16 protein-coding genes are annotated in these 19,933 nt (G+C 59.6%); 11 read left to right on the top strand and 5 right to left on the bottom strand.

What is annotated here, in order from left to right; genetic code table 11:
- The first annotated feature begins 1,287 nt into the window (after positions 1 to 1,287).
- Both G454_RS20505 and G454_RS0112020 read left to right on the top strand, forming a co-directional pair.
- Positions 1,288 to 1,509 carry a hypothetical protein gene (locus tag G454_RS20505; RefSeq protein WP_027718827.1) on the top strand — a complete coding sequence of 74 codons (222 nt, stop codon included), beginning with the start codon at positions 1,288 to 1,290 and terminating at the stop codon, positions 1,507 to 1,509.
- A gap of 399 nt (positions 1,510 to 1,908) precedes the next feature.
- Positions 1,909 to 3,153, top strand: a complete 1,245-nt coding sequence (locus G454_RS0112020) for a S8 family peptidase (protein WP_027718826.1) — start codon at positions 1,909 to 1,911, stop codon at positions 3,151 to 3,153.
- Positions 3,154 to 3,270: 117 nt separating this feature from the next.
- Here G454_RS0112020 and G454_RS20500 read toward each other — a convergent pair whose 3' ends face one another.
- Positions 3,271 to 6,057: a diguanylate cyclase domain-containing protein gene (locus G454_RS20500; RefSeq protein ID WP_051276338.1), complete on the bottom strand. Its 2,787-nt coding sequence runs from the start codon at positions 6,055 to 6,057 to the stop codon at positions 3,271 to 3,273.
- 411 nt (positions 6,058 to 6,468) lie between these two features.
- Here G454_RS20500 and G454_RS21505 point away from each other — a divergent pair, with 411 nt between their 5' ends.
- The 4 genes from G454_RS21505 to G454_RS0111995 all read left to right on the top strand — a co-directional run bounded on the left by G454_RS21505 (position 6,469) and on the right by G454_RS0111995 (position 9,502).
- Entirely contained in the window at positions 6,469 to 6,774 is a 306-nt protein-coding gene (locus G454_RS21505; protein WP_169719356.1) for a helix-turn-helix domain-containing protein, read from the top strand.
- Between the two features lie 110 nt (positions 6,775 to 6,884).
- Positions 6,885 to 7,784 (top strand): RNA-guided endonuclease InsQ/TnpB family protein, encoded by a 900-nt coding sequence (locus G454_RS18980; RefSeq protein WP_156896763.1) that lies wholly within the window; start codon positions 6,885 to 6,887, stop codon positions 7,782 to 7,784.
- Positions 7,785 to 8,010: 226 nt separating this feature from the next.
- Positions 8,011 to 9,198 carry a DNA polymerase IV gene (gene dinB, locus G454_RS0112000; RefSeq protein ID WP_027718824.1) on the top strand — a complete coding sequence of 396 codons (1,188 nt, stop codon included), beginning with the start codon at positions 8,011 to 8,013 and terminating at the stop codon, positions 9,196 to 9,198.
- A complete protein-coding gene (locus G454_RS0111995) occupies positions 9,188 to 9,502 on the top strand; it encodes a hypothetical protein (protein ID WP_027718823.1) in 315 nt (104 codons plus the stop codon). The genes dinB and G454_RS0111995 overlap by 11 nt, the downstream gene beginning before the upstream one ends.
- A gap of 169 nt (positions 9,503 to 9,671) precedes the next feature.
- Here G454_RS0111995 and G454_RS0111990 read toward each other — a convergent pair whose 3' ends face one another.
- The gene (locus tag G454_RS0111990; protein ID WP_027718822.1) at positions 9,672 to 10,577 is read right to left on the bottom strand and encodes a phosphate ABC transporter substrate-binding protein; all 906 of its coding nucleotides are present in this window, start codon (positions 10,575 to 10,577) and stop codon (positions 9,672 to 9,674) included.
- Positions 10,578 to 10,874: 297 nt separating this feature from the next.
- Entirely contained in the window at positions 10,875 to 11,648 is a 774-nt protein-coding gene (locus G454_RS0111985; RefSeq protein ID WP_051276335.1) for a Mut7-C RNAse domain-containing protein, read from the bottom strand.
- A gap of 117 nt (positions 11,649 to 11,765) precedes the next feature.
- Between G454_RS0111985 and G454_RS0111980 the strand changes: the two genes are divergently transcribed.
- The 3 genes from G454_RS0111980 to G454_RS0111970 are packed head-to-tail and all read left to right on the top strand — an operon-like array spanning position 11,766 to position 14,887.
- Positions 11,766 to 12,926, top strand: coding sequence for a COG1470 family protein (locus G454_RS0111980; protein ID WP_156896762.1), 1,161 nt, complete (start codon positions 11,766 to 11,768; stop codon positions 12,924 to 12,926).
- A 3-nt stretch (positions 12,927 to 12,929) separates the two neighbouring features.
- Positions 12,930 to 13,886 (top strand): ABC transporter ATP-binding protein, encoded by a 957-nt coding sequence (locus G454_RS0111975; protein WP_027718819.1) that lies wholly within the window; start codon positions 12,930 to 12,932, stop codon positions 13,884 to 13,886.
- Positions 13,883 to 14,887 carry an ABC transporter permease gene (locus G454_RS0111970; protein WP_084413479.1) on the top strand — a complete coding sequence of 335 codons (1,005 nt, stop codon included), beginning with the start codon at positions 13,883 to 13,885 and terminating at the stop codon, positions 14,885 to 14,887. The genes G454_RS0111975 and G454_RS0111970 overlap by 4 nt, the downstream gene beginning before the upstream one ends.
- Positions 14,888 to 14,951: 64 nt before the next feature.
- Here the strand turns inward: G454_RS0111970 and G454_RS18975 are convergent, their stop codons facing one another.
- Positions 14,952 to 16,157: an ASKHA domain-containing protein gene (locus G454_RS18975; RefSeq protein WP_245574396.1), complete on the bottom strand. Its 1,206-nt coding sequence runs from the start codon at positions 16,155 to 16,157 to the stop codon at positions 14,952 to 14,954.
- 31 nt (positions 16,158 to 16,188) lie between these two features.
- Here G454_RS18975 and G454_RS0111960 point away from each other — a divergent pair, with 31 nt between their 5' ends.
- Positions 16,189 to 16,848 (top strand): IS607 family transposase, encoded by a 660-nt coding sequence (locus tag G454_RS0111960; RefSeq protein WP_027718817.1) that lies wholly within the window; start codon positions 16,189 to 16,191, stop codon positions 16,846 to 16,848.
- On the top strand, positions 16,814 to 18,343 hold the full coding sequence (locus G454_RS0111955; RefSeq protein WP_035107734.1) for a transposase: 1,530 nt from the start codon (positions 16,814 to 16,816) through the stop codon (positions 18,341 to 18,343). The genes G454_RS0111960 and G454_RS0111955 overlap by 35 nt, the downstream gene beginning before the upstream one ends.
- A 187-nt stretch (positions 18,344 to 18,530) precedes the next feature.
- On the opposite strand, the gene G454_RS18970 is transcribed toward G454_RS0111955, so the two are convergent.
- Complete coding sequence (locus G454_RS18970; protein ID WP_169719355.1) at positions 18,531 to 19,544, bottom strand: 2Fe-2S iron-sulfur cluster-binding protein; 1,014 nt, start codon at positions 19,542 to 19,544, stop codon at positions 18,531 to 18,533.
- Positions 19,545 to 19,933 lie beyond the last annotated feature (389 nt).

Raw genomic sequence — 19,933 nt, 5'->3', positions numbered from 1 at the left:
ATGCCGACCAGGTGGCCGCGATGAACCTGAAGGCCAGGCTGCACGATGAGGAGATAACGCGGTACACATCCAAGAGCAGGGTGAAAGAGATTTTGTTGCGTCGCTATTTCGAAAGCAGCGCGGTCTAGTCCTTTGGGCCGCGGTTGTTTTGCTCCGGATGTCCCGGGGCGTGTGGGCCGGGAAGCGGCCCGGCGGGAGAAAGCGCCGCCGGAACGTGCGCTGGCTGGCTTGGGGTGCACGCGAAGGCGGGCTTTGACGATGAAGGGTAAGAAACCCTGAGCACCGCCGGGTGGTCCTTCTGGGGTGCGCGGCAGACGCCGCTCTGGGGGGCTGGCAAGCGGTTTCCGGCCTTCCGGGTGGGAGCCCTTGCAGGCGGGGCGTCAGAACCACCCCGCCGTTTGGAAGCTCCGGGCTTGCATGGAAAGACGGTGGCCTTCGTGTTGCCGGATGAAGTCTTTGCGATTCGGGGTGACTGTTTCGGGCGGGACTCCAGAAGCCCGCGGTCCGCTCATCCTGCCAGCCGGATGGGCGGGTTCAACCCGGCCCCTCGGAGAGCGTGAACTTTCGGCCTGCTTTGCTATCAAGGCACTATCTTCTGATAGAATTTGATAGCAAAAATGAAACAGGTAAGGCTGCGGCAAGGAGCGCACTATTACGGCCACGGAAACGCTGCTCAAAGTGGCGAATGGAACCTGCCGGAGGAAGTGCTCTGGGTAGTTGAACGCCGGAACGGGATGGTGCGCCTGCGTCCTCCTGAGGGCATAAACCTGGCTGTGGATGGCGATGTGTGGTCAGCAGAAGAGAACTTGTGATACTTCAAGTGTGGCGGTCAGTCCGGCGAGAAATCTTTGAGTTGAGTTAACCTGATGCAAACAGAGGGAAACCGGCCCTGCCGACATTGTTCGACAAGGCTTTTCTTGACGCTTTTCCCCGGTAGTGGTTTAATCTGGGCGGGAAAATCTGACGAAAGGGAGCGAACTGCGGTGCTAGTTCTAGTTCAGCAAGGCCGGAGCAGAGCTAGGGAAATGACAAGCGAGCGGTGCCTCGGATTGAAGGTTGAGGCGGCTGTGGCAGAAAAATAGCCGTGATCCCAGTTACCCTCCGTCTGCCCACGGGCCAGAAGCGGTGCAGGAGGGAAGATGTGGAGGCGCTGCTGAAGATACAAGTCCAGGAGAAAGCCCGCAAAACATAGCTACCACCAATGGTCCTGGGGAAAAGGGGTGCTGTGGTAGGTGAGCTACAAAAATTTGGCATTTTCCTCTCACGCACCCGCAGGTGGAAGCTGCATTGGAGCTGTACCACTACTGCGAGTTATGGCAGTCTGTGGATGAGGCACTGGACTCCCTTGCACAGTTTTTTCCCGGCTTCGATTTCAAATCGACCCTGCTTAAAGTGGCAGCCATTAACGTCCTCTACTGGACCCAGGTGTACGCCATGGTAGAAGTCGCGATGCACGTGCATAGGATCTTTTGGAAGGTACGGCAGCACCCCTTTCTCCCGATCTCATAGAGAGTTTGGGAAAGGGACCAAAGCTAGGAAAAAGGTTTCGGAGTTTTGCGTCCAAGTTCGCCCACTTCTTTATTGACCGGGAGTGATTTCCAATTTACGATTCGCATGCAGTTAAGATATCACCTACCATTTGAATGGCAAAGGCAAGGGAGGGCTTTCATACGAGCAGTTTGTGACTAGCTTCGCGACACTAAATCCATGGCAATGAAAACAGCCTAAAAAACGCGAAAAAGGGCGCTACCGAAATTCCACGACGTTTAGGACATCCTCATGTACGCTTTTCATGGGGACCCCAGCGGGGTACGGCCATTACCTTCTGCTATCGAACAAAAATCTACTGGCTTGGCTAAGCTTGCTATGGTAAAATTTTAAGGAGTAACCTCCGAGGGGGCTGAGAATTTGGGTTGGAAAAAATTACTCACCACCGTTATAGGAGCGTTCTTCGGTTTGGCCGCTATGCTTGTCCCTCTGCCAGCAGGTGCGGCTTTACCTCCTGTAATAGACGGGCAGAAAGCTGATAAAGCTGATCGAGTAGTTGTAAAGTTCAAGCCTGGCGTAAGTGAGGCAAGTAAGAGGAACATCCATAGCAAGTGCGGGGGCAGGGTGGTCAAGGAGATTCCGGTGCTAGATGTGCAAGTAGTGGAGGTTCTCGCAGGGAAAGCGGAGGAAAAGGCTGCGGCGTACCAGAAAGAAGATTTAGTTGAATATGCGGAGCCGGACTACGTAGCCAGGGCGATGGGAATTCCCAACGACCCATACTTCTCCAGGCAATGGGACATGAACAACACCGGACAGACCGGCGGGAAACCCGATGCAGACATCGACGCGCCCGAAGCGTGGGATGTTACTGCCAGCGAACCGTCGGTGATTATTGCCATCCTGGATACCGGAATCGACCAGGATCACGAAGACCTGGCTGGCAAGATTGTAGCCAATATTAACTTTACAACCAGCCAAACAGTTGACGATTTATTTGGTCACGGTACCCATGTGGCAGGGATTGCCGCGGCTGTTGGCAACAACGAGAAAGGCATAGCCGGTACGGCATACAATGCATCTCTGATGAACGTAAAGGTCCTCGACGATGCGGGAAATGGGTATTACAGCTGGATATCCGAAGGGATTATCTGGGCAGTGGAACACGGAGCAAAGGTAATCAACATGAGTCTGGGTGGAACGCAGCCGTCCAGAACTCTCGAGCAAGCGGTTAACTACGCTTGGTCCAGAGGCGCGGTGCTGGTGGCGGCGGCGGGAAACAACAGCACTGCCCAGCCCTTATACCCTGCAAAGTACAAGAACTGCATTGCTGTGGCCGCTACGGATGCGAGCGATCAGAAAGCCGCTTTCTCCAGCTACGGGAAGTGGGTGAGCGTAGCAGCTCCCGGCGTTAGCATCTTTTCTACCCTTCCAAACCACTCCAGCCTTATCGGAGATTACCTCGGAGTCAGAGACTACGGCATTCTGGATGGCACCTCCGTAGCCGCGCCCCATGTTTCCGGGATAGCTGCTCTGGTTTGGGCTTCCAAGTACGGAACCTCCAACCTTGCAGTACGGAAGCGGATTGAGATGAGCGCCGACCGGATAGCCGGCACCGGTATGTACTGGGCTCACGGGCGGGCAAACGCGTACAACGCCGTGCACTAGAGATTTGCGGAAGAGACACCAAAGAATTGCTTTGAGGTACGGAATCGTAAGGAAAAAACCGGGTGCTCTACCTTTACTGGCACCCGGTTTTTACATGCCCTATCCAGATAGCGCACATCAATTCTGAACCAAAGCAATAAAGTGATCCACCAGTTCGGGGTCAAATTGGCTTCCCGCGCACCTTCTCAGCTCGAGTAGGGCCTCTGCCTGGCTTACCGCTTTCTTATACGGCCTGCCGCTGGTCATGACTTCGAAGGCATCAACGATGGCCAGGATGCGAGACTCCAGGGGAATCTCTTCACCTTTCTGACCGAGTGGGTATCCCTGGCCGTTCCACCACTCGTGGTGATAGAGGATGAGGTCCGCCATGTCGGATAGCTCTGGGGAAGAGAGGGCTATGCGGTAACCTCTTTCGGGGTGCTGGCGCACCAGTTCCCACTCGTTTTCGTCCAGGGGCCCTTCCTTGTACAGGATGTGGTCCGGCACGATCACCTTGCCGAGGTCGTGGACCCTGGCCAGGGAAGATAACTTATCCAGCTGATATGGGGACAAACCTAACCGCTGGCCCAACCTCAGGCAGAGCTCTTCCATTCTCCTGGCGTGACCGGTGGAAAAGAAGTCCTTTTCTTCGAGGCTGGCAACCAGCGTGTCCACGATCCGGCTCTTGACGGATGTCTTGTGGAGAAGCTTGTGGCGGTACATTAGGTCGTCGGCCCTCACAAAGGTCTCCTGGAGCGGCTCGCGCCTGGTAAGGGAAGTGGCGTGGCCGATGGAAAGATAAACCGGCAGCTCCGGATGCTGCTGGTTGTGTTCCTGGCAAGCCTGAAGCACCCGCTCGGCCACCCTGGCGGCAGTTTCCGCATCGGTTTTGGGAAGTATGGCCGCGAATTCGTCCCCGCCTATACGGGCAAGGACGTCCTCCCGGCGCATGCAGTTCCTGAGGATTTGGGCACATGCTTTCAACATCTCGTCGCCGAAGGTATGACCGAGGGTATCGTTTATGAGCTTTAGCCCATCAAGGTCGGCCACCAGTATGGTAATGGGGTACTCGCGGCTGGCTTCGAGCCGCTTTAGCTCCTCCTGGAAGAACGCACGGTTGTAGAGCCCGGTGAGGGGATCGTGCAGGCTCAGGTACCTGAGCTGCTCTTCGTAGCGCTTGCGCTCGGTGATATCCAGGGTCGTCTCCACCACGCCCACTACGTTTCCGGAGTCGTCCTTCACCGGCGTGGCGGATATGCTCCAGTGACGCCCATCCGGAGAGGTCGTCTCTCCGGAGCAGAATTCGCCCGTTGAAATTGCACGTACTACCGGGCAGCCCTGGCACGGGGTGTTCCTGCCGTGCCATATTTCGTAACACTTGCCGCCGTAAAGTTCCTCCGGCCTTTTGTTTACGGATTGCGCGGCGGCCCGGTTGGCCCAGATGACGTGCATGTCCCTGTCGAGGAAAAGCACCAACTCGGTGAGGCTGTCCAAGATAAGCGATTTTTCTCTCAGCAGCCTTTCGATCTCTTCCTCGAGGATCTTGCGTGATGTGATGTCGGAAATGAAGTATAGGGTGGCAGGTCGGCCTTCCCAATCCATGGCCGCCGCGTTCGCCTCCGCCCACTTGGACTCGCCGTTTTTCGTGATCACCCTGAAGGTGATCTTGGTGGAGCCGCCCGCTCCCTCCAAGAGCTTGCCCACCTGCTTTTCCACGCGTTCCCTATCCTCGGGGTGAATGAGGAGGGAGAAGGGTTGCGACTGCAACTCCTGAGGGGTATAGCCCAGAAGCTCAGCGGTAGCTCTGTTGGTGTAAACTACCGAACCCTCCTGGACGACCAGGATGGCCTCGGCGGCGTTTTCGATCACTGCGGTGCACTTTCTCTCCTTGTCGGCCAGGTCCTGCTGGGAATCTTTCAGCTTGGACAGGAGCCTGTTCACTTCCAGGGAAAGGAACGCCAGCTCGTCGTCGTCTTTCAGGACGGGCACGCGCACTTCGGAAAGCGGCCCTTCCGCCATCTTCTTAAAGGAGTGTACCAGCGTGAGGACCCTACGCACCACGGTGCAGTTGACCCAGTTGAGGGTCGTGCCGAAGGCAACTGCCATGATAAGTACGAAGAGGGAACCGTAAACGAAGTATACGCCCAGCAGGAACCTGTAGGCGCTCCTTGGAAGGGTGCCCTGCAGGAAGAAGGAAGTGCGGCCACCAATGTCGTTGACCGGGATGAGGCAGGAGGTCTCCGCGCCCGAAAGCCTTTTGAAGTACACGGGTTCTTCGCTCTTTGAAAATTTCAGTGGCTCCATACTTATCAAGTTTACTTCATTCGCATAAGTGAGCGAGAGAGGGAAGCCGGCAGACCCCGAGATTTTTTCTACGTCCTTTTCCTTCAGGATGCGGCCGAAAACAAGCCGCCCGCGGGGAGGCCCGGAGCCGTCACTCCTCAGGATCGAGTGGCATGCGACGAGGAGCGGCCCCCCCTGCGTTTTCAAAAGCCCGGCGGCGGCTTCTCCCGGAGGGGGTTTCAGGCCGAGCACCTCCTGAGGGATAGGCAGGTCCCTCCTAACCCGGGGATCGAACCCCCTGGCGTAGACCACGCCACCTTCGGCGTTCAGGAAAGCTATGTAGTTGAGGTCGAGGATCTCGAAGACGTTGTCCACGAGGTTCCTTTCCACGAAGTCGGGATTCCTTTCGCTCACGAAAACGTAGGATTCGTCCCAGACTGCCCAATCGGTGACGGATTTCTGGAGCTCCGCCACTTCTTTTTCCAGGGCAGCAACGGCACGTTCGCCAGCCTGAAGAACTTCCCTCCTCTCCCAGTTGCCAAGCACATACCTGCCGAGGAAGAGCGAGCACCCGAGAAACAAAAAAACAAAGATGAGCAGGTTGAGGGCAAAAGCGCGCGCTACCTTCTCCTTCAGACCCATCCTTAAAATGTTCCCTCGCTGGGTTTTGAGTTTAACATTCTTTTATGTGGACCGGAAATCCTTTTCTGAGATCGCTTTTGAAAAATTGAGATTTTTTGCGGGGGCAGGCCAAACGCCAGTTCACAAAACGCGCTTTCGGTGGTATAATCTGCCCAAGGCAGGTGGTAGGCAATGGAGCTGACCAGGCGGGAAGCACAAATTTTTTAGTACATTTTTAGAGAAATGGGAGAGCGCGAGGGGGCTGTAATCCCCCTCAATTTATTGAGGGGATACGACGAGCAATTTTGCTGCGTTAGCTCTTACCCTTTCCAGTAAGCTCCCGAGGCAAAATTGCTCGTCGCACGGACCCCCTCGCTCCGGTATTTACGCCTGGCACAGGAAGTGCTACCATATACCCGGAAGGTGAACGAGATGGAAAAGATCCTCCTCACGGCTAAGCTCAAGCTGGCCCCCACGCCCGAACAGAAGGAGTGGCTGTGGGAGATGAGCCGCGCGGCCACCAGGCTGTACAACCTGGCCCTGGAGCAGCGGCGCTGGCACTGGTTGCGCTACCACCACACCAGGCCGGGCATCACCTACGCACAACAAAACGCCCAGCTGGTGGAACTTAAAGAGGCTTTTCCGGAGTTCAAGATGCTCTACAGCCTGGTGGCCCAGGAAGTGCTGCGGCTGGTGCAGAAGAACTTCAACTCTTTCTTCGGGCGGCTGAGGAGCTAGCGGGCAAACGGCCGGGAGGAAACGGCCCGCCCGCCGCGGTTCAAGAGCTCCCGCTATTTCTTTACGCTTTGCTACGTCCAGAGCGGGTTTGCCCTGGGGGGCGGTAGGTGGTGCTTTCCGGCGGGCAGGGAAGGCGGGAGCGCATAGCCATAGCAGGGGCAAGGCACATCCCCGCAGAAATCCACAGCCTCACCCTCAGCCACGACCGCAAAAGCGATGCTTTCTATGCCAACGTCACCTACTGGGCGGAGGTCAGGTCGGAGCAGGAAGAGCGGCCCCTGCAGGTGGTTGCCTTCGACCCCGGGCGGAAGGTGTTCCCCACCGGGGCGGACGACTCCGGCCTGCTGGTGGAGGTCCACTCCCGCACTAACAGCATCAACGCTTACTTCAACAAGCAGATAGGCCGGGTTAAATCTTTGCGCGACCGGTGCAGGAGGGGTTCTCGCCGCTGGAAGCATTTAAACAAGGTGCTGGACGAGCTGTACCGGCGCCGCAGGGCGCAAGCTGACCAGGAACTGCATGCCATCTCCAAGCTCCTTGCCGAAGGGCCGTGGGATATCATCGTGGTCGGCAAGCCCGACAAGCAGGGCATGGTGTCGAAGGATCCCGCCAAAGGGAAGGGTAACGCAAAAATCAACCGCGCGGTGCAGAACGACTGGCCGCTGGTGAAACTCCTCGGCCGCCTGTCCTACAAGTGCCATCTGCGGGACAGGTATGTGAAGAGTGCCGACGAGCGCTACAGCACCCAGCGGTGCAGCCGTTGCGGGCACCGGCAGAAGCTCGGCCCCTCGGTGCGGGTTTACTGCTGCCCTAAGTGCGGGCTCATAGTGGGCCGTGACGAGAACTCTGCCGTGAACCTGCTCAACAAAATCCTTGCCGAGTTGGCCCGGCCGCCGGTTAGGCCGGAAGGCTTCACTGTGCGTGCCGTGTACCGCCGCGCCCCTTGGGGAAGGTGGTATACGGAAACCTCCAGGGTACATAATAATATGGCCCTGGCCTCCGGAGCCTAGCCGCTCCCGGATGCTCCCCAATTTATTGGGGGGAGGAGGTCACGGAAAACGGATGCGTCAGGTTGCAGCCCGAAAACAGCATGATGGAGCCAATCATCATTGATAAGGCGGAAGTCCTGGGCAAAGTCTTGTCCCTCCTCCGCAAGTACTAACCCCCTTGACAAAGAACACGCGTTTGGTTAAAGATAGTGCCAAACACACGTTCTCTGTCGAGGGGGTTTTCGCTTTGGAGAGGGCCATTCTCCTTGCCGACATGAACTCCTTTTTTGCCAGCGTCCACCAGGCCCTGGATCCCTCCCTGAGGGGGAAACCGGTCGTTGTAGGCGGCGACCCGGAGAGGCGCCACGGGGTGGTGCTGGCGGCCAGCTACGAGGCCAAGACCAGGGGCGTGAAAACCGGCATGACCGTTTACGAGGCCCGGCGGCTGTGCCCGGAGGGCATCTTCATAAAGCCCCAGCACCACCTCTACGTGCACTTTTCCACCCGCATCCTGCGCATCATGCGGGACTTCACGCCCCTGGTGGAGCCGTTTTCCATCGACGAAGCCTTCCTGGACGTCACCGGCTGCCAGAAGCTCTTCGGTTCCCCGGTAGACATAGCCCTGGCCCTCAAAAGGCGCATCCGCGAGGAAGTGGGCGTGACGTGCAGCATCGGCATCGGGCCGAACAAGCTCCTGGCCAAGATGGCGGCGGAGCTGCAGAAACCCGACGGCCTCACGGTACTGGGCTATGAGGACGTGCCCGCACGCCTCTGGCCCTTGCCGGTGAGGGAGCTTTTCGGCGTCGGCCCCCGCTACGAGCGGCACTTAAAGTTCCTGAACATCCACACCATCGGCGATCTGGCCAACTTTCCGGTGAGGATCCTGCGGATGCGCTTCGGGGTCTACGGGGAGGTCCTCTGGCGGTGCGCCAACGGCATCGACGAAAGCCCCGTCGACCCGCACTCGCTGGAAAGGGTCAAGAGCATCGGGCAGCAGGTGACCCTGCCCCGGGACTACTACCGGCTTGCGGAGATAAAGGTGGTCATCCTGGAGCTGGCCGAGAAGGTGGCCGAAAGGGCCAGGGGCGGGGGTTACGCGGGCAGGACTGTGGTGCTGTCCTTAAAGGACGCTAATTTTGCTTATCTTTCGCGTATGAAGACCCTTCCCGCGTACACCGACCTGGCTGCGGACGTCTACCGGGCGGCGGTGGAATTACTGGAACGGCACTGGCCGGAGGGCTGGCCCGTGCGCACGGTGGGGGTGGCCCTGGCCGGGCTGACTGCTGGCCCCCCGCGACAGCTCACCCTTTTTGAGGGAAGGGAGAAGTGGGAGAGGGCCGAGCGAGCCTGCGACTACATCCGCAGCAGGTTCGGGGAGAGGGCCATTTTCCGGGCGGCGTCTTTAACGGGGGCGGGGGTGCGGTATGCGGGATAACCGGCTGTGGGAGGGTCACCGCATCATCCTGCCGGAGGTGCGGGAAAAGGCGATAAAGCACTGCCGGGACTGCCGTTTTCTGGTCAGGGTCCGGGGAAGGGAAGAGGTGCGGTGGGGCTGCGTGGCTGGCCTTCCCCGTTACGGTACCCTGGAGAGGGCGGTTCCGGAGGAGCTGCACGCCGTAGAAGTGTTAAAGGAGGCAGGAAGAGAGGGCCTTGCGGAGGTGCTCACCCGCGGCGACCCGGAGGCCCGAGCGTGCGGGCTTTATATGCCGAGGTGCAGGAAAAACCCCGGGCATGTATAGGCCGCGCGCCACCACGGGGGTGGGAGGCATGGGGGTGAGGTAAGCCTCCCGGTGCATTTGTCTCCCGGCAGGCCCGCTTTCCCGTAGCCGGGGGAAGCTGAAAATACCGGGGGCCGGGGCTTTCCTCCGGCCCCCGGCGTTTATAGGGGGGAGCGGCTGTAGGCGGTAACTACTTTTGCGTAATGTTGCCCCTGGCATCCCGCTCGATTTTCATCTTGGTGATGGGGATGTACCCCATCTTGGGCACTATCTGCTCCTGAACTTCCCCTGACAGCATGTAATCAATAAAGGCTTTTGCCAGGCCCTGGGGCTGGCCCTTGGTATACATGTGCGCGTAGGACCAGAAGGGGTACTTGCCGGTGGCGATGTTTTCCACTGTGGGCTCCGCGCTGTCAATCTTCAGGGCCTTGACGTTTTTATCCACGTAAGGTAACGCGAGGTAGGAAATGGCACCCGGGGTTTCAGAAACCACCTTGCGTACGGCACCGGAAGAGTCCTGCTCCATTCCTTGGGCGCGGTCTTCCACGCCTTCCATGACGTACTTCACGAAGGTGGCGCGCGTCCCGGAGCCCTTAGGGCGGTGAATGATGACAATTTTTTGGTCGGGGCCGCCGACTTCCTTCCAGTTGGTAACTTTCCCTGTAAAAATATCCTTGATCTGCTGCCTGCTCAGGCCGTCCACGTTTACAGCCGGGTGCACAATAAGGGCAAAGCCCTGGGCACATACCTTATGGTCGGTAAGCTGGGAGGCGTCGATACCCTGCTTCTCCTCGGCAAAAATGTCGGAGTTGCCGATATGCGCCGCACCGGCGGCTACCTGGGAGAGCCCGGTGCCGCTGCCCCCTCCCTGGACAACGATTCGCGCTCGGGGATGCTTTTGCATGAACTGCTGGGCGGCTTGCTCAACCAGCGGCTGCATGGCCGTAGAGCCGACGACGGTTATGCTGCCCGCCAGCTCCTCTTTTGTCCCGCTCGGGGCAGCGCCCCGGCCCTTTGTACCCCCGCACCCTGAGAGCAGGAGGGCTGCTGCCACCACGGCCAGTAAAAGGTAAAGCGCTTGCCCTTTTTTCTGCAAGTTCGGACCCCTCCTTATGAGGCTTTTTGAAGCTAGCCCTATTATATAGCGCGAGTTTTAAGGTAAGGTTAAATTGCCGTTACTTTTTAGTAAAGGTTGGGTTAAGAGGGCTTTTGAAATTTAACGTAATCTTAACCCTTTCTTTCCCTGCCGTTAGCCGGTGCTAACGAAAATTTTAGGCCCCAGGGCCCCGACATTCGGAAAGGAAGGCCACCTTGAGGAGAAAGTACGCGTTTTCTCCCCCTTACTTGTACGCTTGGGCGATTACCTGCACAAAGGAAAAACGGTTGGCCTCATTTACGTTGCCATGATCCGGCGGAGGAATTTTACCATGTTTTCGTAATGCGAACCTTTCCAGTAAACGCGCCCGCAGCGGCGGCAGAGACGAAAATCGTGGAAGTGCTCCCTTACTTTGGGCGGCAGGCGTTCGGCGACCTCCTCCTTGCCCACGTCTTCCAGGACGTGGTTACAACGCAGGCACCGCTTGAAAGGACGCACGAGGGGCAAAAGCGCAAAGCGCCTCATTACCTCCAGGAGTTGCCCTTCAGGATCGCCGCTCCGCACCAGATAGCCGTATACCACCGCGCTCCGCTTGAGCAGTCCCCGGTCGCGGGTGAGGAGGATCCTGCCTTCTCTGGCGGAGATCTCTGCCAGGTCCCCGTCCGAGAAATCGTTCTTGTACAGGGCATCAAAACCCAGCATGCGCAGGTAGACGGCCAGCTTGCCGAGGTGTGTGTCGAGGACAAAGCGGGTTCTCTCCGGGGGAAACGGCTGCAGGCCGCTTATGGGCGAAATATCGATGGAGGTAAAAAAGGGGTAAACGCTGAGGCGGTCCCCGTCTTTAATTTTCCGGGAGAACCCTGCCGGCTCCCCGTTTATGAGAATGAGCCCCACCTCGGTGTGGGGAACTCCCAGGGCTTCGATAATGTCCTTTACTGCAGGCGCTCCGTGAAAAAGATGGCGGAAGGTGGCCTGTTTTTTGTTAGGCGGGAGAAAGTCGTTGAGCTCGCCGTAAAAGCGGCAGGAGCAACAGTTCACCCTACGCCTCCCCTCCTGCACCCTATTAATCATACCCGGCGTCCTCTAGGTTTTGCGTCGGGAAGGATTTCAAAAAAGCGCGTAGAAAAGTTTTACTCCGGTTGGCTTTTGGTGAATCATTCTTAATAAATAAAAAAAGAGGTGTTCCAGGTGGTCCGTCAAGGTATAATGGCTGCCGCTCTTGCCCTGCTTTTATGCTTTCTCTTCGCCGGCCCGCTTTTGCCGGCCGCCGTGGCCGGGGACGGCCTGCTCCTTTACACGCCCTTTACGGGGATTGAAGTGCGGCCGGGGGAAACGGTGGCCTTTCCCCTGGAACTGCGCAGCACTGCCCCCAGGAAAGTGGACCTGCTGGTGGTCTCGGCTCCCCAGGGGTGGCCCGCCAGCTTCAGGGGGGGCGGCATGATCGTCAACCAGGTGTTTGCCGGCGGCGATCCGGTCAAGCTGGAATTTCAGGTAGAGGTTCCCCAGGGGGCACAGCCGGGCACCTACCGCTTTACGGTAAAGGCCTCGGCAACCGATGCCAGTTCCACCCTCCCCCTGCAGCTGGTCATCAAGGAGACGCCCAGCGGCGGCGACAGGATGACCACCCAGTACCCGGTGCTCACCGGCACGGCCACCACTACCTTTCGCTTCCGCGTGGACCTGACCAACAGCGGCGTTCAGGAGCGCTCTTACAGCTTAAACGCCCAGGCACCGCCGGGCTGGCAGGTGACCTTCAGTCCGGCCTTTGAGGACAAGCAAATTGCCAGCATCAGCCTGAAACCCGGCCAGAGCCAAGGCCTGGACGTGACCATCAAGCCGCCCCAGGGCGTTACCGCGGGAACCTATGAAATACCCGTCGAGGCCGTTTCCAGCTTCAGCAAGGCCGGCACGGTGCTCAAGGTGGTCATTGCCGGCGCCTATAGCCTGGAAATAACCACGCCCACCGAGCGGCTGAATGCCGAGGCCGTGGCCGGGGCGGAAAGCCCGCTGACCATTATCGTTAAAAACACTGGGACTTCCGACATTCAGGGGGTTACCTTCTCCGCCACTGCTCCTGCCAACTGGGCGGTTACCTTTAACCCCGAGAAAATCGACGTGCTTGCTGCGGGCGAGAGCCGGCAGGTCGTCGCCTACATCAAGCCGGCCAGGGAGGCCATTGCCGGGGATTATGTGGTGAGCATAAGGGCCAGTTCGCCGGTGGCCAGCACGGCGGCAAACTTCCGTGTGACCGTAAAAACTTCCACCCTGTGGGGCATCGTGGGCCTACTGATGGTCCTGGCCGTGGTAGGCGGTGTGGCCTGGCTCTTTTACAGGTACGGGCGGCGGTAAGCTATGGGTGCACGGAGGCCAATTATCGTCACGGAAAATTTAACTAAGCAGTACGGGCAGGTAACGGCTGTTAAAAACCTCAACCTGGAAATTTACGAGGGGGAAATCTTCGGCCTTTTGGGGCCCAACGGGGCCGGGAAGACAACCACCATTTTAATGCTCCTCGGCCTCACGGAACCCACAGCAGGGCGGGCCCTCGTGGCCGGCCTGGACCCGACGCGCAATCCGCTGGCCGTAAAGAGGATCGTGGGCTACCTCCCGGACAACGTCGGCTTTTACGACGACCTGACGGCAAGGGAAAACCTCCTTTACACGGCCAGGCTGAACCGCCTGCCCCGGGAAGAAGGCCAGAGGCGCGTCGAGGCGGCGCTAGAACAGGTGGGGTTGGGGGCCCACGCCGACCGCAGGGTGAGGGAATTCTCCCGAGGGATGAGGCAGCGCCTGGGTATTGCCGACATCATCGTAAAGGATCCCCGCATCATCATCCTGGACGAGCCTACTCTGGGCATAGATCCCGAGGGCATCCGGGAGCTACTGGGGTTAATTTCGCGCTTCTCCCGCGAAGAGGGGAAGACAATCCTCATTTCCTCGCATCTCCTGCACCAGGTCCAGCAGGTTTGCGACCGCGTGGGCATCTTTGTTAACGGCTCCCTGCTGGCTGCCGGCCCCATTGAAAGCCTCGGTCGCCAGATCATGGCCGGCAAGCCGCTGGAAATCGAGCTGCAGGTAGAGCCCCTGTTCGGCGAGGTGCTGTCCCTCCTCGCATCCCTGGAGGGTGTGGAAAAGGTGGAAAAGCAGGGGCCCTATATTCGCCTCCGGTGCGCTAAGGGTAAGGATATACGTCCCCGGCTAACCGGTCTCCTGGCGGAAAGGGGGATAAGCCTGCTTCACCTGCGGGCCAGAGGCTACGACCTGGACGACATTTACCTGGAATACTTTCAGGGAGAGGGAAGGATATGACCGGGTGGCGCAGAAAGCTGCAGCAACTTGCTTCCTGGTGCCGCGAGGCCTTCCGCGGCAGCGGGGGGCTAAAAGTGATAGTGGCCAAAGAGCTGGCCGACCACTTCAGCAGCACCCGCATGAGCATCCTTTTCTCCCTGGTGGCCGCCGCCTGCCTTTCCGCCCTTTACGTGGGAGCCCTGACCATCAGGGAGACGGTCGGTGAGCAGGATACGGCCTACGTTTTCCTGCGCCTCTTTACCACCGGCGGCAGTTCACTGCCTTCGTTTATTTCTTTTATGTCTTTTCTCGGTCCCCTTCTAGGCCTGGCCCTGGGCTTTGATGCCATAAACGGGGAGTACCACAGGCGCACCCTGGGCCGGTTGCTGTCCCAGCCCATTTACCGCGATGACGTAATTAACGGCAAATTTTTGGCCGGCATCATCGTCCTGGCCACCATGATTGTGGCCCTGGGGTTGCTTGTAGCCGGCCTGGGCTTGGTGATGATCGGCGTGCCGCCGCGGGGAGAGGAGCTGGCGCGCATGCTGCTCTACCTCCTGGTCACGCTCGTTTACGTGTCCTTCTGGCTCAGCGCGTCCCTCTTCTTTTCGCTCCTCTTCCGCCAAACGGCCACGTCCGCCCTGGCCGGCGTGGCCACCTGGTTGTTTTTTGCCATCTTTGAACCGATGCTGGCCGGGATCGTTGCCGACGGCCTGTTCCCTGCGCCGGAAGACGCTCCCGCCGTCCAGCAACTGCGCAACGCCGTCGTAAGGCAAAACTTGAGCCGCCTCTCGCCGACCGTACTCTACGATGAGGCTACCGTAACCCTTTTAAACCCTGGCGTGCGCACCCTCGGGCCGGTCATGGTGCAGCAGCTTTCCGGTGCCATACCCGGCTTCCTGCCCCTGGGCCAGAGCCTGCTGCTCATCTGGCCCCATGTGGTAGGCCTGCTGGCCATGACCATGCTTATCTTTGCCCTGGCCTATTACTTCTTCATGCACCAGGAAATACGGACCAGCTAGCCAAGTGCAACAAGTAAAGGCCCCGGCTTGCCTTTGACCCGGGGCCTTTTTTTGCCTTGTGCGTTCACAGGCGACTAGTGGGGGTACGGTAAGACCCGGGGAAAGGAAGGGCGGAAGCGAAGGTTTCATTAAAGGAACGCTGCACGGTAAGTTCAAGGTAACCCACCTGCCCGGCGAGGTCCTCCGCCCTCTTCCTGGCGGTGCGGGAGAGCAGCATGGCCCGCGCCCCGGTTCCCGCGGCGTTGCCCACCTGGCGGTAAACTGCCTCGGGGAGGGGCGGGAACATACCGATGTCCACGGCGCTGGAAACTTTGAGGTGGGTGCCGAAGGCCCCGGCCACCACAACCTCCTGCACGTCCTCCAACCTGAGGCCCGCCGCCTGCAGCAAGAGCTTGGTGCCCGCAGAGATGGCCGCCTTGGCCAGCTGTACCTCGCTGATGTCTTTCTGGGTAACGGTAATGTCCCTGCCTGTGCCGCTCTCGTCTGCCGTGACGAGCACAAATTCCGGCGGGCCGCCGTTGCCGGTGCGCACGCGGGGGTGCGTCCTGTCCAGGTGGCCGCGGGAATCAATCACCCCCGCCCGGTACAGCTCCGCCACGGCGTCCAGGATTCCCGAGCCGCAGATACCCAGGGGCTTCCCGCCGCCCACGGTTTCCACTTCCACCTCGCGTCCGCCGTTCTTGAGCCTAACGGCCTGGATGGCCCCCTCGACGGCCCGCATGCCGCTGGAGATGTGGGCCCCTTCAAACGCGGGTCCGGAGGCGCAGGAGCAGGAGATCATTTTCCCGCCGTACTTTAAAACCACTTCCATATTGGTCCCCACGTCCAGCCCCAGGATTGCCCCGTCCGCTTCGTCAATCCTGCTTCCCAGGATCATGGCCACGTGATCTGCCCCCACAAAGCCCCCGATGACGGGCGGGGAGTAGACGTAGGCGCCCGGCGCCAACCGGAGCCCGACCTCCCTCGCCTTGACCTCTAGCGGGGCGGCCAGTGCCGGCACGTACGGGGCCCGGGCGAGCTGGGACACGGGAAGGCGGAAGAGCAAGTGGTGCATGGCGGTGTTGCCCACCACGACGGCCTCTTCGATATTTTCGGGCGAGAGGCCCGCTGCCGCCGCCAGCTCGCGCGCGAGGCGGTTTAACCCTTCGACCACCGCCCGGTGCAGCTGCGCGTAATGTTCCTCGCCTTCCAGGGCGTAGGCCAGGCGGGCCATCACGTCCTCGCATAAGCGATCTGCGGGTAGCCGGCAGTTGACTGAATAAGTAGACATAGGATGAAGTAAGTGGTATAATGCAGTCACCATGGAAAAACTTTATCCATTGCACGAGGCGTGCAGGTTCTTAGGAGTATCCTTAAAGACGCTCCAGAGATGGGACAAAGCGGGTAAAATCAAGGTGGTCAGGACGCCCGGGGGTAGGAGGAGGGTTCCCGAATCGGAGGTGAAGAAGTTACTCGGCGAGGAAGAGTCCCCCACGCCCCGAAGGCGGGTGTTGGCCATCTACGCCCGCGTCTCCTCGCACGAGCAGAAGGTCAAGGGCGACCTGGACAGGCAGGTTGAGTCGGTCAGGAAGAAGTTCGATGCGAGGCTATTCGACGATATTCTGGTGGTCACCGACGTTTCCTCGGGCTTGAACGACAGGCGGAAGGGTCTCATGAGGCTGATGGGGCTGGCCAGGGAGGGAAAGATTACCGATCTGGCGGTAAGCTACAGGGACAGGCTCACCCGCTTCGGCTTCAACTACCTGAGGGTATACTTTGAGAGCCACGGTGTGAAGGTCCACGTAATAAACGGGGAAGAGGACCGCAAGACGGTGCACGAGGAGTTGGTGGAGGACCTGCTGGTCATAGTTACTTCGTTTGCCGGTAAGCTTTACGGCATCAGGAGCAAGAGGAAGGAGGAAGTGGTGAGGCAGGTAAAGGAGGTGTTTGAAGCTGCTGGCCACGTACCAGACACGGATTGACGACCGGGAAAGCTACCCCTTCTTTGAGGCTGTAGGCGAATACTTCGGCCGCCTGGAAAGGAAACTCTACGTGGATTGCCACATTAAGGGCTTACAGGTGAAGGAACTGAAGCGCAGGTACATTGCGGAGCACGGCATTACGGCCCGGCAGTTCAACTCCCTGGTGAAGGACTTAACTGCGCTGCTGGACTCCGTTCGGGAGAGTCTGCGCTGGCGTGAGCGCGACCTGCTGGGCCGCATCGAATCTGTGGAACGAGCCATCAAGAAGAAGGAAAAAGAGCGTGAAAAGTTGCTGAAGTCCCTGTCTGGGATGGTACCCCGTTCGGAAAAGTGGCAGAAGAAAGTTAAGCGTCTGAAGTGGGTAAGGTTTGTTCTTCACCAGAAGAGGCGGCGCTTGAGGAACCTGAGGCACAAGCTGGAGGCGGTGCGGAGGGACCTGGAGTCGGGCTTGTGCCGCATCTGTTTTGGTGGCCGGGAGCTTTTCAAGGCCCAGCACAATTTGGAGGCGAACGGTTTCCGGGACCACGCGGAGTGGCTACTTGCCTGGCGTGAGGCGCGTTCGGGCAATTTTCTGGTGCTCGGCTCCGAGGACGAAACGTGTGGCAACCAGACCTGCACTTACGCCCGGGACAACACGCTGCGGATTAGGGTTCCGGACCGGTTCCGGGAGCAGTTTGGGCGCCACATTTTGCTGAGGGATGTCGTTTTTCCGTATGGCCAGGAGCACCTAGACCGGGCCAAAGAGCCTGTGTGCGTTGTGAAGGGCCGGAAAATCTACCGCGCGGTCACGTACCGTTTCGTGCGGCGGGACGGGACCTGGTACCTTTTTGCCACGGTGGAGCGGGACGACCCGGCGCCTTCAACGAGCAGGTGGAATGGTGCGGTGGGCATCGACCTGAACGACGGCTTTATACAGGCGGGCGAAGTGGACCGGTTTGGCAACCCGGTAAACGAGATCAAGGTTCCCGTAGCCATGAGGGACCGGAGCAGGGGGCAAATAGCTGCGGCCTTGGGTAAAGCAATCAAGGAGGTTGTCCTGTACGCGAAGGAAAAGGGGAAGCCGGTGGCCATAGAGGACCTAGATTTTTCCGCAAAGAAACAGACCTTGCGGGAATCCGGCTCCCGGTACGCGCGCATGCTTTCGGGCTTTGTTTACGGGAAGTTCCGGGCGATGGTCGAGTCCTGCTGCTCGCGCGAGGGCGTGGAGCTGCTGAAGCCGAAAGGGAGGCACGTGGACCCGTTTGCAACGTCGGCAATAGGGCAGCTGAAGTTCATGGCCAGGTACGGGCTGAGCCCGCACGGTGCGGCGGCGTGTGTGATAGCCCGACGTGGCCTGGGCTTAGGCCTGGAGCGGGCGCCGGAGGTTGCCGTCCTGAGGATGCCGCCGCGGGGAAGGACTCCGCGGCGGAGCTACTGGCGGCGGGTATGCCGGGCACTGAAGCGCGGCCCGGCCTTCGGCGTCCGGGTGGACGTGCTCTACGCAGACGGTTTTTAACTCTTGGTTTTTGAACTCTCCCTGCGCCGGTGCGGTCGCCTGAGGGCGGCGGCAACGCTTCCCGGGGGACCCGCGAGGATGCCCGGGACCACGTACCGCCCACCTGATGGGGGAGGACGGGCCGGCGCAAGGTTTTAAGCGGCCCCTAACAGGGGCAGGAGGGCGGGAGGGAATTGACTCTCCTATCCTACTCGGGCACCGGCTGAAGGTAGTGTTTCTGCACTGCCTGATGATGTGCGGCCCTGGTAGTGAGCGGAGCGGGTGAAGGGCGTACTGGCGCGTTCTGGTGCGCTGCGGATGCTCCGGCTCTCCTTCCGGGGTGGGATTCCCCGGCGCGAACCGCGGGGAAGGCCGTTCGCCCCGCGTCGGTCGGAGGGAGCAAAGTTTGGGTTTGAGATATGGCAGGTACTATTGCAAGACTCCGGCCGGAGGTCGAGCTGATCGCCTCAGGTACAGTAGATATGCGTACCCTTGGGTATGTATGTCTACGTACGTAGGAACGGTTCATGATGCCCTTAGCGGCCAGCGTCTCCCCGGTTTCCAGGTTGACGAGAAAGCCGGCCACCTTTGTCGTCCCCAGGTCTACGGCCAGCCCCACGGGAGGAGAGGGAGACCCGTTCCCGTTAAAGAAAAAGTTAACGACCTCCCTTTCCCTGAGGGAAGCCGTGCCTCTCCCTTCCCGGGCCAGGGCCGGCTTCCGGCGGACAAGCTCCAGGTCTACCCGGATGCCGCCGGTCCCGAGGAGTCCTTCCAGCCCTGCGGCAAGCTGCTGCCAGACCGAGCGGGGGTTGGCCACACTGGTCGGCGTAAGTTCCACTTCACAGCGAAAGACCGGCGGCTCAAGGCCCACCTTTAGCTCCAGGCCTTCTACCTGGAGCCTCTGCGCGCCGACCATGGACTCCGGCGGTATCTCGACCTTCACGGAGCCGAGGATGGTGACCTGGCAGGCCAGCCGGTAGCCCTCCTCAAGCTCACCGGGGCCCAGCAGATCCTTCTTGCGCTCGTTGGGAGGAGAGACGGGGCCGCTTTTGACCTTCACGCGGCACCTGCCGCACATGCCCTGGCCGCCGCAGGGCGCCACCAGCCCTTTTTCCCCTAGGGACAGACCGGCCTCCCGGGCCACGGCTAAAACAGTCTTTCCCGCTTTTGTCCTCACCCGCAGGCCTATCGGCTCAAAATCTACGGTTGCGTTTGGCGCCATGAACATCCTGGTTCAAAGAACTCGACCGTTTTGAAATCTCAGTCGAGCCGGCCCCCAGACCAGGTATTCGCCTCCTTTCCGGATACTTGATTTGCCCTCCGAGGGGCAGGGCGACGACGGAGAATTTTGCCTGAGCATGCTTTCCTCATTCCGGCAAGCTTTGCGGGGCAAAATTCTCCGTCGAGGGGACCTAGGCCCGGGAGTCCCACCCGGACGGGAGTGCTGCACCGGAAGACCACAACCGGCACGGACCGCTTAACAGCGTGGGAGCAAAAGCTTCCCCCCCAGATTGTGTTCGCCTCCCGGCGGAGGGTTAACCCCGCCTCCCGCGTCCTGTTAGGACCGCCTACCGGTTTGTCCGACACCGGCTAAACGGGGTCACCGCAGCG

Source organism: Desulfovirgula thermocuniculi DSM 16036, from assembly GCF_000429345.1.
GTDB classification, from domain to species: domain Bacteria; phylum Bacillota; class Desulfotomaculia; order Desulfotomaculales; family Desulfovirgulaceae; genus Desulfovirgula; species Desulfovirgula thermocuniculi.
This window is presented reverse-complemented; position numbering and strand designations above follow the sequence as displayed.

Coding starts and splice junctions, on each gene's coding strand:
- G454_RS20500 (WP_051276338.1), bottom strand. CDS start 6,057: ATGGGTCTGAAGGAGAAGGTAGCGCGCGCTTTTGCCCTCAACCTGCTC.
- G454_RS21505 (WP_169719356.1), top strand. CDS start 6,469: ATGGAAAAGATCCTCCTCACGGCTAAGCTCAAGCTGGCCCCCACGCCC.
- G454_RS0111995 (WP_027718823.1), top strand. CDS start 9,188: ATGCGGGATAACCGGCTGTGGGAGGGTCACCGCATCATCCTGCCGGAG.
- G454_RS0111985 (WP_051276335.1), bottom strand. CDS start 11,648: ATGATTAATAGGGTGCAGGAGGGGAGGCGTAGGGTGAACTGTTGCTCC.
- G454_RS0111975 (WP_027718819.1), top strand. CDS start 12,930: ATGGGTGCACGGAGGCCAATTATCGTCACGGAAAATTTAACTAAGCAG.
- G454_RS0111970 (WP_084413479.1), top strand. CDS start 13,883: ATGACCGGGTGGCGCAGAAAGCTGCAGCAACTTGCTTCCTGGTGCCGC.
- G454_RS18975 (WP_245574396.1), bottom strand. CDS start 16,157: ATGTCTACTTATTCAGTCAACTGCCGGCTACCCGCAGATCGCTTATGC.
- G454_RS0111960 (WP_027718817.1), top strand. CDS start 16,189: ATGGAAAAACTTTATCCATTGCACGAGGCGTGCAGGTTCTTAGGAGTA.
- G454_RS18970 (WP_169719355.1), bottom strand. CDS start 19,544: ATGGCGCCAAACGCAACCGTAGATTTTGAGCCGATAGGCCTGCGGGTG.